This window comes from Brockia lithotrophica (assembly GCF_003633725.1).
Lineage (GTDB): Bacteria > Bacillota > Bacilli > Thermicanales > DSM-22653 > Brockia > Brockia lithotrophica.
In genome coordinates this window covers 66,360-80,937 of the sequence record NZ_RBIJ01000003.1, presented here as the reverse complement: position 1 = coordinate 80,937, position 14,578 = coordinate 66,360, and the positions used below count along the sequence as shown (strand labels likewise).

Below are 14,578 nucleotides of genomic sequence, written 5' to 3'. Positions count from 1 at the left end.
GGGGCTTCGCCTTTTACCGCCGCTTCGGGTAGAATGAGACAGGGAGGGCCTTATGGAGCGAAGCCTCGCGGAGGCCCCGAAAGATCGGGAGGGGAACGGAAAGGGCGGGGGAGGACGGTGCGGAAGATCCTCGTCGTCGACGACGAACCGTCCATCGTGACGCTCCTCAAGTTCAACCTGGAACGGGAAGGCTACCGGGTGCTCACGGGAGGAGAAGGTCGGGAGGCGATCAAGATCGTAGAGCGCGAACGTCCGGACCTCCTCCTCCTCGACGTCATGCTTCCGGGGCTCGACGGTTTCGAAGTGCTTCGCCGGATCCGCGCGCGCGACGCGCGGCTACCCGTGCTCCTCCTCACGGCAAAGGGCGAAGAGCTGGACCGCGTGCTCGGCCTCGAACTCGGGGCGGACGACTACATCACGAAGCCCTTCAGCGTTCGGGAGGTTCTCGCACGGATTAAAGCGGTTTTCCGCCGGGCGGAGCGGGAGGAGATGCGGGACAACGGGGGAGAGCGCTACGATTTCGGCGACCTCGTCGTCGACCTCGAGCGCTACGAGGTCACCCGTTTCGGGAAGCCTGTAGACCTCACCCCGAAGGAGTACGAACTCCTCGCCTACCTCGTGCGCAATCGGGGGCGGGCGCTCACCCGGGAACAGCTCGTCACCGAAATTTGGAACTTCGAATACGTAGGGGATTCGCGCATCGTCGACGTCCACGTGAGCCATTTGCGGGAAAAGATCGAGGACAACCCCCGAAACCCCAAGTACATCCACACGGTGCGCGGGATCGGCTACAAGTTCGAAGCGCCCCCCGCGGCAGAGGAGCGGGCGGGCACGGACGGGGAGTAGGCCGCGATGGCGAAGATGGCGAAGGACGTACTCGCCGTGGGCACGGGTGTGGCCCTTTTTTTTATGTCCGAGGCCCTCTTCCTGAACCTGTACCTGCAGGGTTCTCCCGCCTCTTTTGCGTGGCCTTCTTTCTTGGAGGGTCTGCTTTTGGGGATCGGGTTTGGGATTTTCGGTTCGGTCCTCCTCTTTGCCCGCAGGATTTCCGGGATTTCCGCAGACGTCCGGGCACTTCGCCGCCTTTTCCCTCGGGCGTCTGCCGATCTCTGCGACGGTGGAGAAGGACCCGAAGGGCGGAAGGGGGAGCCGCTTTCGGATCTCCTCCTTCGGCTCGATCCTGTCCTCGCACCCCTTGCCGCCGAACTTGGACACCTACGGGAACACGTGCGCGAGCTTCGGCGCGAGGAACGTCGCCTGCGCGAGATCCTTCACGAGATGCGCACGGCGGTCTTCCTCTTCGACGACCGGGGGAACCTCCGCTTTGCCAACCGTGCCGCCGTCCCCCTCGTAGCTCGCCCGTTGGAGGACCTCCTCGGTAGGCCGTACGGGGAAGTCCTGCGAAACTTCGACCTCGTGGAGCTGGTGGAGGGGGTCTACCGAACGGGACGCGAGAACGAGCGAGAATTTCACGTGTACTACCCGGAAGAACGCATCGTCCGCGCCCACGTCGTCCCCCTCGGTGCGGAGGGGGAGGGCACGCGAAGCGGCGTCCTTCTCGCCGCTACGGACGTGACCGAAGTTCGGCGCTTAGAGCGCGTGCGGAGCGAGTTCGTGCAAAACGTATCCCACGAGCTCAAGACCCCCGTTACGGCGATCCGCGGCTTTGCGGAAACGCTCCTCGACGGAGCTTTGGGCGACCCGCAGGTCGCGCGTCCGTTCCTCGAGATCATCCTCCGGGAGAGCGAACGCCTGGAACGCCTCATTTCCGACATCCTCGACCTCTCGCGGATCGAGCGGATGCCCAGGCTGTCCCTCGCCCGCGTGCGTCTGGTCGAGGTGTTTCACGACGCGTACGTGCAGCTCGAATCCCGATTCGTACAGAAGGGGCTTCGCTTCGAGAACCGAATTCCCGAGGGCTTCGTCGTGGAGGCTGACCCCGACCGGCTCAGGCAGATCGTTCTCAACCTCATGGCAAATGCGGTACAGTATAACCGAGAACGCGGATACGTAGCCGCAGAGGCGTGGGAAGACGACCGCTTCTCCTACTTCGCGGTAGAGGACTCGGGGATAGGCATACCGGCGCGGGACCTCGGGCGGATTTTCGAACGCTTTTACCGCGTCGACAAAGCCCGTTCCCGCGAATCGGGTGGGACGGGGCTCGGCCTTGCGATCGTGAAGCACCTCGTCGAGGCACACCGGGGAGTGATCTCCGTCGTGAGCGAAGAGGGCCAGGGAACGGTCTTCACCGTCGCCCTTCCCCGCGGCGGGATTTCCGACGAGGAAGTGCCGAGCGGCGAAGCCCGGGAGCACGGTGCACCCTCCTCTGGCGATTCGCGTCCCTCCTCCTGATCCCGCGTACCTGTCCGTTCGGGCGGGCCGATCCCGCCTGCCCGCTCCAAAGGTCGGCACTCCCAAGATCGGCCGATCCCGCCTGCAGGGCGGAAGAGCCTAATCCCGCGTGTCTGCCAGGCCGAGCGGTGTTTCCGTTTGACGATTTTTTGGTAAGAAAGGAGGGTGCCGGATGCGCACGCCCTTTGACGAAAAGCTCGACCTGCTCAACCGCCGCCTTCTCCAGATGGCGAGCCTCGTCGTCGAGGCGATTCACAAGGCGCTCAAAGCCGTAGAGGAGCGAGACCTCGCGCTTGCCGAAGACGTGATCTCCTCCGACCACAAGATCAACCGGCTCATGCTCGAGATCGAAGGAGAGTCCATCGAGACGATCGCCCTGCAGCAGCCCGTAGGGCGTGACCTCCGGCGCGTGATCACAATCCTCAAGATTGCTGACAACCTCGAGAGGATCGGAGATCACGCTGCGAGCATCGCCAAGGCGTACCGGCGCATGCACGAGGCACCCTTTGTCCGCCCCGTCCCGCGAGAGCTTCGGGAGATGGGCACCATCGCGGAAGAGATGGTCCAGGGAAGCATCGAGGCGTACGTGGAGCGCGACGCAAACCGCGCCTTGGAAATTGCCGCCCGAGACGACCGTCTCGACGCCTTACACAAACAGGTGCTTTCCGAACTCGTGCAGCGGATGTCCGAGGAAAACGCCTCGTTGGACACGTGCGCCCAACTCCTCTTCATCTCCCGGTCTCTCGAGCGCGTAGGTGACTACGTGACGAACATCTGCGAGTGGATTGCTTACCTCGAGACGGGAGAATTTCGCGAGCTCAACCCGTAAAGGCGACCGGCCCCATTTCGGCCGGCAACGTCGTGCGATCGGGATTTCGGGGAAAGCGGGGGCGAAGATGGCCAAGCTCGTCCTCATCGACGGAAACAGCATTGCCTTTCGCGCCTTTTACGCTTTACCGCCTCTCACGGACCGAAAGGGACGCTACACCCACGTTCCCTACGGGTTCTCCCTCATGCTCTTCCACCTCCTCGAACGGGGAAAGCCCGACTTTTTCGCCGTCGCCTTCGACGCGGGCGTACCCGTCTTCCGCCAGGAAGCGTACGAGGCGTACAAGGCCACGCGCGAGCGGGCGCCGGAAGAGTTCAAGGAGCAGCTTTTCACCGTGCGCGAGCTTTTGGACGCCTTCGGGATCCGTTGGCTCGAGCTTCCCGGCTTCGAGGCGGACGACCTGATCGGGACCTTGGCGAAGGAGGCGCGCACCCGTTCTCTGGACGTGGACATCCTCTCGTCTGACCGCGACCTCCTGCAGCTTCTCGAACCTTCGGTGCGCGTGGGGCTTACGCGGAAAGGCGTAACGGAAATCGAGTGGTACGACGAGGGGCGCTTTCGCGAGGAGTACGGGTTTCCTCCGTCGTCCTTACCGGATTACAAAGGGCTTGCGGGTGACGCCTCGGACAACATCCCCGGCGTCCCGGGCATTGGCGATAAGACGGCGCGCAAGCTCCTCGCCGCGTATACAACGCTCGAGGGGCTCTACGCGCACCTCGACGAGATTTCCCCTAAGTTGCGCGAGAAGCTCGCGGCCCATCGGGAGCAGGCCTTTATGAGCCGCAGCCTTGCGACGATCCGCCGCGACCTCGAGCTGAATCTGAACCTCGAAGACCTCCGCTATCCGGGGTTTTCCCCCTCCGCCGTGAGGTCCTTCCTCCGGGAGTACGCCTTTCAATCCCTCCTGCAGCGCCTTCCGGACCTCGCGCGCGTTGCCGGGAGAAGCGAAGAGGGGAGAGTCGTTCGCGGCGACATTGCGCCTTCGGCGGAAGGCGCCCCTTCCGGCGCCGGCGAAGTCGTTCAGGGTGAACTGTGGGAGACCTTGGCGTCGCCCGAGGCGGACGAAGGATCCAGTGCCGTAGGGGAAGCGGGCGAAGAGGAGCCTGCCGACGGGGGTTCGGTCGCCGAAGCGGCGGTTCCCTACGCCGACCCTATCCTCGGGGCTGTGCCTTGGGAACGCCTCGTATCCTGGCGCGAGGTACCCGTCACGCGGGTGGGCGATTCCGGGATACGCGACTTTCTCGCGGCCCTTCGGCCGGGCGGGGCGTTCTTCCTCGCCTGGGATCCCCCGGCGGGGGGGAAGAGGCGTCCGTACGCCTTCGCCTATGCCGACGAGCGCGGAGCGTGGGCGGTTTCCCCCGAATTCCTCCCGCGGCTGGCCGAAGCTCCAGAATTTCGCGCCTTCCTCGTCGATCCCGCCGTCTCCAAGGTGACCTACGACCTCAAGGGGGCGCACCGCTTCGCCTTGGGCGCCTGGGAAGACGTCCTTCGCGGCTCGCTCGACGACCACCTCCTCGCCATGTACCTCCTCGACCCGACGCGCGACGCGTACCCCCCTCAGCTCGCCGCCTCGGCCTTCGGCGGGGTGGACGTCCCCGCGGACGAGGAGTTTTACGGCAAGGGGGCGAAGTTTCGCCGCCCTCCCTGGACGGACGAGGGCCACTTCCTCGGAGCGCTTGCCTACGGCCTTTACCGCGCCACGGCGCACCTGCGCTCCGAACTCGAGGAAAAGGGGCTCTACGCCCTCTACCGCGACCTCGAAGTTCCGCTTTCCGCGGTCCTCGCCCGCATGGAGCACGTGGGGGTGCGCGTGGACCGCGACGTCCTCCTCCGCCTGAAGGAGGAGTTCGGTAGGCGCCTTGCCGAGCTCGAGGAGGAGATCTACGCCCTCGCCGGGGTGCGCTTTAACCTGAATTCTCCCAAGCAGCTCGCCGACGTCCTCTTCCACAAGCTCGGACTTCCCCCCGTGAAGAAGACGAAGACGGGGTACTCCACCGACGCGGAGACTTTGGAGAAGCTCGCGGGCGCCCACGAGGTGGTCCCCAAGCTCCTCGACTACCGCATGCTCATGAAGCTCCAGAGTACGTACGTGGACGGCCTCCTTGCGGAAATCGGCCCCGACGGGAAGGTACACACGACCTTCAACCAGGCCCAGACCGCGACGGGACGCCTGTCCTCCAACGAGCCCAACCTGCAGAACATCCCCATTCGCCTCGAAGAAGGCCGGCGGTTGCGCCTCGCCTTCGTCCCGTCGGAGCCGGGATGGAGGATCCTCTCTGCGGACTACTCGCAGATCGAGCTCCGCGTCCTCGCCCACTTTTCCCGCGACCCCGCACTCCTCGAGGCCTTTACCCACGACCAGGACATCCACCGACGTACGGCCATGGACCTCTTCGGCGTCTCGGAAGATCAGGTCACGCCGGAGATGCGCCGGGCGGCGAAGACGGTGAACTTCGGCATCATCTACGGCATCAGCGATTACGGCCTCTCGCAGCAGCTGGGCATCCCCCGCAAAGAGGCGGCGGCGTTCATCGAGCGGTACTTTGCCGCCTATCCCGGGGTGAAGCGGTATCTGGACGAGGCCGTCGAGCGGGCGCGCCGCGACGGGTACGTGACGACGCTCTTCGGGCGCAGGCGCTACCTGCCGGAAATCCGCGATCGGAACTTCGCGCGGCGAAGCTTTGCGGAACGGACGGCGATGAACACCCCGATCCAAGGTACTGCGGCGGACATCATCAAGCGCGCGATGCTCCGCGTGGACGAACGGCTTGCGGCCGAGGGGCTGCGCGCCCGCCTGCTCCTCCAGGTACACGACGAGCTCGTCTTCGAATTCCCTGCGGAGGAAGAGCCCCGCCTCGTCGAGCTCGTACGCGATGCTATGGAGGGGGCCGCAGATCTCGCCGTCCCCCTCAAGGTAGACATCCACACGGGGGCGAATTGGTACGAAGCCAAGGCGTAGGACGTGCCCCGCGCGGGACACGGAGGAGGTGACCCCGTTGCCTGAGCTTCCGGAAGTCGAGACGATCCGCCGGATTTTGGACGAGCGCTTTCGCGGGGCGCGCCTCGTCGACCTCAAAGTCCGCTGCCCCCGCCTCCTTCGCCGTCCCGAAACGCCTGAGGATCTCGCCTCCGCCCTCGTCGGCCGGACGCTCAGAGGCGTAGACCGTCGGGGGAAGTACCTCCTCTTTCGCTGGGCGGACGAAGCGCGTGGGCACGAACTCGTCCTCGTCTCGCACCTGCGCATGGAGGGGCGCTATCGGGAAGCTTCCCCCCGAGACCCGTGGAAGAAGCACACCCACCTCGCCTTCTTCTTCGCCGACGGGCGCGTCCTCGCGTACGACGACGTCCGCAAGTTCGGGACATTCGACCTCCTCGAGGAGGACGAGCTTTCCTCCTTTCCGCCGCTCCAAAAGCTCGGTCCGGAACCCTTTGCTCCCGAATTCACGCCCCAAATTCTGGCGGAGCGCCTCGCCCGCGCGGGGCGAAGGCCTCTCAAATCCGCCCTCCTCGCCCAGGATGTCGTCGCCGGCCTCGGAAACATCTACGCCGACGAAGCCCTCTTTCGCGCCCGGCTTCACCCGCTCCGGCCGGCCGGAAGCCTCTCTTCGGACGAAGTCGCCCGCCTCTGGGCCGCCGTACGGGAGGTCCTCGCCGACGGCCTCGCCGCCGGCGGAGCTTCGGTCCGTTCCTACCACGCCTTGGAGGAAGCGGGGAAATTTCAGCTCCGGCTGAGCGTCTACGGTCGGGAGGGGCTTCCCTGTCCCGTGTGCGGCACACCTGTCCGCAAGCTGCGCGTAGGCGGTCGCGGCACGCACGTCTGTCCTGTCTGTCAGCCCCTTTCTCTTTCGTCCGAGGTCGCACCCGGTGCGTCGGAAAGGGGGTGAGTTCGTGCTGCGCGTCGCCCTCACGGGAGGAATTGCCGCGGGCAAGAGCACCGTGGGGCGGATCCTTGAGGAGCGCGGGTTTCCCGTCTTGGACGCGGACGTCGTCGCCCGGGAGGTCGTCCGTCCCGGCGAACCCCTCCTCGAAGCCGTCGTGAGTCGCTTCGGCCCCGACATCCTCCTCCCCGACGGGACCTTGGATCGCCGCCGCCTCGGGGCGCTCGTCTTTTCCGACGACGCCGCACGCCGCGCCCTTGAAGAACTCCTCCATCCGGAGATCCGCCGCCGGATTCGCGTATGGCTCGGAGCGCTCGCAAGCGCGCCATCCCCTCCTCGCGCCGCCGTCGTCCTCGTCCCCCTCCTCTTCGAAGCCGCTTGGGAATCGGAGTTCGATTGGATCGCCACCGTGGAGGTTCCCCGAGAAGTCCAGCTTCGGCGGCTCGTGGAGCGCGACGGTTTGGGCGAGGAGGAAGCCCTCGCGAGGATTCGCGCGCAACTTCCGCCCGAAGAACGCATCTTGCGGGCCCACGTCTTTTTCGAAAACGGAGGGACGCACGAAGATCTCGTTCGCCAGGTCGACGCTTTCGTTTCCGCCCTGCACCGCCGTTTCGCGTGAGGCGAAGCGCGCGGACCGTTTCGTCTTCGGGAATAGATAGTTCGTACGATTTCGAGGGGGGAAATTGGGTGCGCGTTCGCGGGGTGTGGGCGTTTTTCCTTTCGGGAATTGGTTTGGTCCTCCTCGCGGGCGCTCTCCGGACGACGACCTGCCGCGATCTCGTCTACCCCTTGCCCTACCGCGAAGAGCTCGTCCGCGCTGCCCGAATGGCGCAGGTGGACCCAGCTCTTGTCGCGGCCGTCGCCGCCGCCGAAAGCCGCTTTCGCCCGGAGCGCCGCTCCGAACGCGGGGCCATTGGCCTCATGCAGATCATGGAGGAAACCGCGCGCGACGTCGCGTCGCGGCAGGGGATTCCCGCCCCCACTTCTACCGAACTCGAAAACCCCGCGACAAACCTCTTGTTCGGCGCGCTGTACTTGCGCTACCTCCTCGACCGCTATGAGGGGGACCTCGACCTCGCCCTCATGGCCTACAATGCGGGCCCCGGGCGCGTCGACCGCTGGGATGAGCTTCACCGCCCAACGAAGGCGAAAAAGGCCCGCATAGGGGAGACGCGGCATTTCGTGGCCCGCGTGAAGTTCCTCTACCGCGGGTACGCCACGTGGGGACAATTTTCGAACGCGGATTTCCGTAGACCTACGGTCTTGGAGAGTGCGAGCGGGGCTTTGGAGGGGGAGAGGTAACCTCCCCTTTCCGCGCACCCAATAGTCGGAATAATGGAAATATAATCTTCATGTTTGAAAACCATAGAAGGTTCCTTCTCCCCCCACAAGTCCGATACGGGCATCCTGCTTGAGAAATGTGACATACGGTTGTAGAATAGAAGCGGGCATTCTGCCGACAAATATCGTGCGGGAGGTCGGGTCATGGTACGGGTTGCCATCAACGGCATGGGACGGATCGGTCGGCTAGTACTCAGGCGGATGCTCACGCACACGGACCTCGACGTCGTCGCGGTAAACGCCTCGTATCCGCCGGAGACGATAGCGCACCTCGTGAAGTACGACACCGTACACGGGCGCTTTTCCGAGGAGATCCGTGTAGAAGGGGACGTCCTCCACGTGGCCGGGCGCTCGATCCGGAAGCTCGGCGACCGCGATCCCGAGCGCCTCCCGTGGGGGGAGTTGGGCGTCGACATCGTCGTGGAGGCCACGGGAGCGTTTACGGATCGGGAAGGCGCAGAAAAGCACCTTCGGGCCGGTGCAAAGCGCGTGGTGATCACGGCTCCGGCAAAGGGTGAAGATGCGACCCTCGTGATCGGGGTGAACCACGAGACCTACGATCCGGAAAAGCATCGCATCATCTCCAACGCGTCGTGCACGACGAACGGTTTGGCGCCGGTAGCCAAGGTCCTCCACGAGGTCTTCGGCATCGAACAGGGGATCATGACCACCGTGCACGCGTACACGTCCGACCAGAGGCTGCTCGACAACCCCCACCCCAAGGACCTTAGGCGGGCGCGGGGTGCGGCCTTGGCCATGGTTCCCACGACGACGGGTGCGGCAAAGGCGATCGGTAAGGTCATTCCCGAACTCGACGGCAAGCTCACGGGGATTGCGGTGCGCGTTCCCGTGCCCAACGTGTCCCTCATCGACCTCTTCGTCGTCCTAAAGCGCGAGGTGACAAAAGAAGAGGTAAACGCGGCGTTGCGTGCGGCGGCCGAGGAAGGGCCGCTTCGCGGGATTTTGGGCTACACGGAAGAGCCGCTCGTCTCTTCGGACTTCAACGGAGAGGAGCGTTCGAGCATCGTAGACGGCTTGTCCACGCTCGCCTTCGGGCGTACCGCCAAGGTGATGTCCTGGTACGACAACGAGTGGGGGTACTCGGCGCGCGTCGTCGACCTCGTCTCGTACATCGCGGCTCGGGACGCCGAGTACGCGCGTTCGGGTGGAAGCGTCAGCCTTCCGGAACAGGCTGGAGTGTGAGCTTCGCGGAACCGATCGATACTTCTCCTTTGGAACCTGCCCACCGTACGTGCGCACCCGAATCCGAGTTTCCCGTAAAGCGGCCGGCGGACACCGCCGGCCCTTTTGCGTGTGCGCGGAAGGAGGAACGCCGCCTTTACACTTCCTTTACATTTCTTTTACGCAAAATTTACTTCGCGGGGAAAGGGAATCCTGTATAGTAGTGTCGGAGCCTCGAGGACAGGCCGAGGTGAATACGGGGGTTCGAAGGCCCGAGATCCAAGGAGGTCGTAGGTCGGATGTCCAAACGCATCGCGGTACTTCTCCTGGCGGTCGTCTTCCTCTTCGGCGCGGGGCTTGCGGGTTGCGGCGGACAGAAAACGTCCCAGGAACCCGCAAAGAGCAATCAAACCACCGGAACCACGACCCCGAGCCAGCAGGAACCCAAGAAGGACGAGCTGAGCGGGAGCATCACGGCGGGCGGGGCTACGGCCCTTCAGCCGCTCGTTCAGGCGGCGGCGGAAGCCTTCATGAAGAAGCACCCGAACGTCAAGATCACGGTACAGGGCGGCGGAAGCGGCACGGGACTCTCCAAGGTGATCGAGGGCGCCTTCGACATCGGGAACTCCGACATCTTCTGCGAGGAGAAGAAGGAGCTTAAGGAGCAAGGGAAGTGCAACGACCTCGTCGACCACAAGGTCGCCGTCGTCGTCATGGCCGCTGTGGCGAACAAGGATGCGGGTGTCGACAACCTGACGAAGCAGCAACTCGTGGACATCTTCACGGGCAAGATCACGAACTGGAAAGACGTCGGCGGTAAGGACCTCAAGATCACCGTGATCGGACGTCCGGAGGGTTCGGGGACGCGCGCCACGTTCAAGAAGTACGCCCTGGGCGGCCAGGAAGAAAAGGCGGAAATGCAGACGGACTCCAGCGGGGAGATCAAGGAAAAGATCGCGTCCACCTCGGGAGCCATCGGCTACCTCGCTACGAGCTACGTGAAGCCCGAAGACACGAAGATCGTCGCGCTCAAGATCGACGGCGTGGCCCCGACGAAGGAAAATGTCGTCGAGAACAAGTACACGATCTGGGCTTACGAGCACATGTACACGAAGGGCCAGCCTACGGGCGTCGTCAAGGCCTTCCTCGACTACATCATGACGGATCCGGAAGTTCAGGGTCCGGGAGGAATCGTGGAAAAACAAGGCTACATCCCCACGAAGGACATGAAGGTCGAGCGTGACGTGGAGGGGAAGGTAACTCCGAAGAAGTAATGTCCGTCGAGCCGTGTGGTGGACGGGTGAAAAACCTGCTAGAATGATGCCGATTGGCGGTGCGAAGGGGTATGCGCAGGGCGTACCCCTTCCTTTACGTCTCGAAATGGCGTATCTTTTGGGTGAATCCACGTTCCAGGGGGAGGCTCAATGTCGGACGGACGTAGGAAATCCGCATCACGGCGGCGGGTAGACCTCTTCCGCGAACTCCAGGAAAAGCTCGGCTTCTTGTACCTCGCTGCGAGCGTCGCCCTCGTCCTTCTCGTCGCAGGGGCGGTGTACTTTTTCATTTTTTACCAGGGAATCCTCCCGTTTACCCGCTACCGCCTCTCGCTGGTGGAGTTCTTGTCGACGACGTGGAGCCCCCTCGGGAGTCCGCCGCAGTACGGCGCCCTCGCCTTTCTCTACGGTTCGGCCGTCGTCACGTTGGGTGCCGCGCTCTTGGCGACGCCCCTCAGCTTGGGTGCGGCCATTTTTGTGGCGGAAATTGCCCCCCGGTGGGGGGACCGGATCCTCACGCCGGTTCTTGAGATTCTCGTCGGGATCCCCTCGGTCGTCTACGGCTACATCGGCATGCGCCTCCTCGTCCCCTTCGTGCGGGATCACTTCGGGGGCATCGGCTACAGCCTGTTTACGGGGATTCTCGTCCTCACGGTGATGATCCTCCCCACTGTGACGAGCGTGGCCACGGACGCCTTGCGGGCCGTTCCTACGGAAATTAAGCATGGTTCTTACGCGCTGGGCGCGACGCGCTGGCAGACGATTTCCCGCCTCTCCCTTCGCGCCGCCCTTCCCGGCCTCCTCACGGCCGTGATCTTCGGGATGGCGCGCGCATTCGGAGAGGCTCTGGCGGTACAGATGGTCATCGGGAACGCCCCGCGTTTCCCCAAGTCGCTCCTCGACCCGGGGGCGACGATCACGAGCATCATCACGATGAGCATGGGCTTTGCCGCAGAGGGAACGCTGGAATACTACGTCCTCTGGACGTTGGCGGTGATCCTCCTCCTCATGTCCGCTCTGTCCATCTTTGTCGTTCGCCTTCTCGGTAGGAGGAGGGTGTACGCATGATCTCTCCTAAGACTGCCGACCGCATCGCTACGGTGGTCTTCAGCGTGATCGCCACCTTCTTCGTCGTCCTCCTCCTCGGCCTTTTGGGGTACATCTTTTACCGCGGCTTGCCCGTCATCGACTGGCACTTCCTCACCTCTCCGCCTAAGACTATGGAGGCCGGCGGGGGCGTAGGGATTCAGCTCTTCAACACGGTGTACGTGCTCGTCCTTTCCCTCCTCATCACCGTTCCCCTCGGGGTAGGCGGCGGGATCTACCTCGCCGAATTCGCCCGCCGAGGCCCGTTTACGGAACTCGTCCGCCTCGCCGTCGAAGTCCTCGCCTCGCTTCCGAGCATCGTCGTAGGGCTTTTCGGGTTCCTCGTCTTCGTCTACTACACGGGGTGGAAGTTTACCCTGCTGGGCGGCGCCCTGGCGCTTACGATCTTCAACCTCCCGCTCATCGTCCGGGTGACGGAGGACGCCCTTCGCGCCGTCCCGCGCGACCAGAGGGAGGCGAGCCTCGCCCTGGGCGTGACGCGTTGGCACACCGTCGTTCACGTCCTTCTTCCTTCGGCGGTACCGGGGATTCTCACCGGGATCATCCTCGCATCGGGTCGGGCCTTCGGCGAGGCGGCGGCGCTCATGTTTACGGCGGGGATGACCACGCTCCCCCTCGACTTTTCGAATTGGGACCTCTTTTCTCCGAGCTCTCCGCTTTCTCCGATGCGTCCCGGGGAAGTCCTCTCCGTGCACATTTGGAAGCTCAACGCGGAATCCCTCGTACCTGACCGCCTGCGCATCTCGGACGGGGCCTCGGCGCTCCTCGTCCTCGTCGTGCTCCTCTACAACGTCTTCGCCCGTTGGCTCGGCCGTGCCTTCTACCGGCGCCTCACGGCGTCGGAGTAGGGGGTTCGTGCTCCGGGAAGCGGCCCATGTCGTAAGGGTTCGGTCGGCCGTTCCTTTTCCGAGCATCTGAGGGGGATTATCGAGAATCTTTTTGGGGGGAAAGGGCCATGGAAGCACTCCGGCGCCTCGCGCTTGCGACGGGAATCCCCTTAGGGATGAAGCGTGCGGCCACCCTCGAACGGGAACTGGAGGGCGTTTGGGACGCCCCACTCGCCGTAGGCCAGGTGAGCTTGAGCACGCGGGAGTTGTCCATCTACTACGGACGAACCCTGGCCGTCGACCGCGTGAGCTTGGAATTTCGGAAGGGATACGTGACGGCGCTCATCGGCCCGTCCGGTTCGGGGAAGTCCACCTACCTCCGGGCGCTCAACCGGATGAACGACACGATCCCCGACGTGCGTACGGAAGGGCAGATCCTCTACCGCGGCGTGGACATCAACCGCCCGGACGTCGACGTGCGCTTCGTGCGGACGCGCATCGGCATGGTCTGGCAGCGCCCCAATCCGTTCAACAAGTCGATCTACGAGAACATCGCCTACGCCCTCCGCTTCCACGGCGTCCGCGATCGGGCGGAGCTCGACGCGCGCGTAGAGGAAAGCCTCCGTCGGGCAGCCCTGTGGGATGAGGTGAAGGATCGGCTTCACCAGTCGGCCCTTTCCCTCTCCGGCGGACAACAGCAGCGGCTGTGCATCGCCCGGACGATTGCCGTGGAACCCGAGGTCATCCTCTTCGACGAACCCGCCTCCGCCCTCGACCCCATCTCCACGGCCAAGATCGAAGAGCTCCTCTACGAGCTCAAGAAGGAATACACGATCGTCATCGTCACCCACAATCTCCAGCAGGCGGCCCGCGTCTCCGACTATACGGCGTTCTTCCTCGAAGGGCGACTCGTCGAGTTCGCTCCGACGCGGGAGATCTTCACCCGTCCGAAGGACAAGCGGACGGAGGACTACGTCACGGGACGTTTCGGCTGAGCAGGAGGGTACCGGCGTGAGCCCAGAACGCGGGGAGCGCGTGGTCTTTTCGGTGCGCGACGTGGACTTCTTTTACGGCAACAAACAGGCCCTCTTCGGCATCACGCTGGACATTCCCAAACACCGGATTACCGCCCTCATCGGCCCGTCGGGTTGCGGGAAGTCGACCTTCATCCGCCTCCTCAACCGCATGAACGACTTCATCCCCAACACGAGCGTCCGCGGGAAAATCCTCTTCGAAGGCGAGGACATCTACGACCCGCGCACGGACGTGCTTGCCCTGCGTCGGCGCGTGGGCATGGTGTTCCAACGCCCGAACCCCTTTCCCATGAGCATCTACGACAACGTCGCCTATGGACCCCGTTTGCACGGGCGCGTATCTCGCGCGGAACTCGACGAGATCGTCGAACGCAGCCTGCGGTGGGCGGCTCTGTGGGACGAGGTGAAGGATCGGCTTCACGAGTCGGCCCTTTCCCTCTCCGGCGGACAGCAGCAGCGGCTCGTGATCGCCCGCGCCTTGGCCTTGCATCCGGAAGTCCTCCTCCTCGACGAGCCCACGTCGGCGTTGGACCCCATCTCCACGGCCAAGATCGAAGAGCTCCTCTACGAACTCAAGTCGCGCCTTACGATCGTGATCGTGACGCACAACATGCAGCAGGCGGCGCGCATTTCCGACATCACTGCCTTTTTTCTCAACGGCTATCTCGTGGAGGTCGGCCCGACCTCGGAAATCTTCCAAAGGCCGAAGAAGAAAGAGACGGAGGACTACGTCGCCGGCCGCTTTGGTTGAGAG

13 protein-coding genes are annotated in these 14,578 nt (G+C 64.0%); all 13 read left to right on the top strand.

Going from position 1 to position 14,578, the window contains the following annotated elements:
• Positions 1-117 precede the first annotated feature (117 nt).
• The 13 genes from C7438_RS05685 to pstB (C7438_RS05620) all read left to right on the top strand — a co-directional run bounded on the left by C7438_RS05685 (position 118) and on the right by pstB (C7438_RS05620) (position 14,575).
• Entirely contained in the window at positions 118-846 is a 729-nt protein-coding gene (locus C7438_RS05685; protein ID WP_245956524.1) for a response regulator transcription factor, read from the top strand.
• A gap of 6 nt (positions 847-852) precedes the next feature.
• Positions 853-2,352: a two-component system histidine kinase PnpS gene (gene pnpS, locus C7438_RS05680; RefSeq protein WP_121444396.1), complete on the top strand. Its 1,500-nt coding sequence runs from the start codon at positions 853-855 to the stop codon at positions 2,350-2,352.
• A 172-nt stretch (positions 2,353-2,524) separates the two neighbouring features.
• The gene (gene phoU / locus C7438_RS05675; RefSeq protein ID WP_121444395.1) at positions 2,525-3,181 is read left to right on the top strand and encodes a phosphate signaling complex protein PhoU; all 657 of its coding nucleotides are present in this window, start codon (positions 2,525-2,527) and stop codon (positions 3,179-3,181) included.
• A gap of 67 nt (positions 3,182-3,248) precedes the next feature.
• Entirely contained in the window at positions 3,249-6,140 is a 2,892-nt protein-coding gene (gene polA / locus C7438_RS05670; protein WP_121444394.1) for a DNA polymerase I, read from the top strand.
• Positions 6,141-6,177: 37 nt separating this feature from the next.
• A complete protein-coding gene (gene mutM / locus C7438_RS05665; protein ID WP_121444393.1) occupies positions 6,178-7,065 on the top strand; it encodes a DNA-formamidopyrimidine glycosylase in 888 nt (295 codons plus the stop codon).
• 4 nt (positions 7,066-7,069) lie between these two features.
• Positions 7,070-7,678, top strand: coding sequence for a dephospho-CoA kinase (gene coaE / locus C7438_RS05660; RefSeq protein ID WP_211322096.1), 609 nt, complete (start codon positions 7,070-7,072; stop codon positions 7,676-7,678).
• Positions 7,679-7,746: 68 nt separating this feature from the next.
• Positions 7,747-8,361 carry a lytic transglycosylase domain-containing protein gene (locus C7438_RS05655; protein WP_121444392.1) on the top strand — a complete coding sequence of 205 codons (615 nt, stop codon included), beginning with the start codon at positions 7,747-7,749 and terminating at the stop codon, positions 8,359-8,361.
• 183 nt (positions 8,362-8,544) lie between these two features.
• Positions 8,545-9,603, top strand: a complete 1,059-nt coding sequence (gene gap / locus C7438_RS05650; protein ID WP_121444391.1) for a type I glyceraldehyde-3-phosphate dehydrogenase — start codon at positions 8,545-8,547, stop codon at positions 9,601-9,603.
• Positions 9,604-9,881: 278 nt separating this feature from the next.
• Positions 9,882-10,856: a phosphate ABC transporter substrate-binding protein gene (locus tag C7438_RS05640; RefSeq protein ID WP_121444389.1), complete on the top strand. Its 975-nt coding sequence runs from the start codon at positions 9,882-9,884 to the stop codon at positions 10,854-10,856.
• A 150-nt stretch (positions 10,857-11,006) separates the two neighbouring features.
• Positions 11,007-11,924 (top strand): phosphate ABC transporter permease subunit PstC, encoded by a 918-nt coding sequence (pstC, locus tag C7438_RS05635; RefSeq protein WP_121444388.1) that lies wholly within the window; start codon positions 11,007-11,009, stop codon positions 11,922-11,924.
• Entirely contained in the window at positions 11,924-12,811 is an 888-nt protein-coding gene (pstA, locus tag C7438_RS05630; RefSeq protein WP_121444528.1) for a phosphate ABC transporter permease PstA, read from the top strand. The genes pstC and pstA overlap by 1 nt, the downstream gene beginning before the upstream one ends.
• A gap of 155 nt (positions 12,812-12,966) precedes the next feature.
• Positions 12,967-13,785: a phosphate ABC transporter ATP-binding protein PstB gene (gene pstB / locus C7438_RS05625; protein WP_121444527.1), complete on the top strand. Its 819-nt coding sequence runs from the start codon at positions 12,967-12,969 to the stop codon at positions 13,783-13,785.
• Between the two features lie 16 nt (positions 13,786-13,801).
• A complete protein-coding gene (gene pstB, locus C7438_RS05620; RefSeq protein WP_252393329.1) occupies positions 13,802-14,575 on the top strand; it encodes a phosphate ABC transporter ATP-binding protein PstB in 774 nt (257 codons plus the stop codon).
• Positions 14,576-14,578: the final 3 nt, after the last annotated feature.

Bases quoted from the DNA above. Each gene is read 5' to 3' on its own strand.
- polA (WP_121444394.1), top strand. From the start codon at position 3,249: ATGGCCAAGCTCGTCCTCATCGACGGAAACAGCATTGCCTTTCGCGCC.
- phoU (WP_121444395.1), top strand. From the start codon at position 2,525: ATGCGCACGCCCTTTGACGAAAAGCTCGACCTGCTCAACCGCCGCCTT.
- pstC (WP_121444388.1), top strand. From the start codon at position 11,007: ATGTCGGACGGACGTAGGAAATCCGCATCACGGCGGCGGGTAGACCTC.
- pnpS (WP_121444396.1), top strand. From the start codon at position 853: ATGGCGAAGATGGCGAAGGACGTACTCGCCGTGGGCACGGGTGTGGCC.
- C7438_RS05640 (WP_121444389.1), top strand. From the start codon at position 9,882: ATGTCCAAACGCATCGCGGTACTTCTCCTGGCGGTCGTCTTCCTCTTC.
- pstB (WP_121444527.1), top strand. From the start codon at position 12,967: ATGAAGCGTGCGGCCACCCTCGAACGGGAACTGGAGGGCGTTTGGGAC.
- gap (WP_121444391.1), top strand. From the start codon at position 8,545: ATGGTACGGGTTGCCATCAACGGCATGGGACGGATCGGTCGGCTAGTA.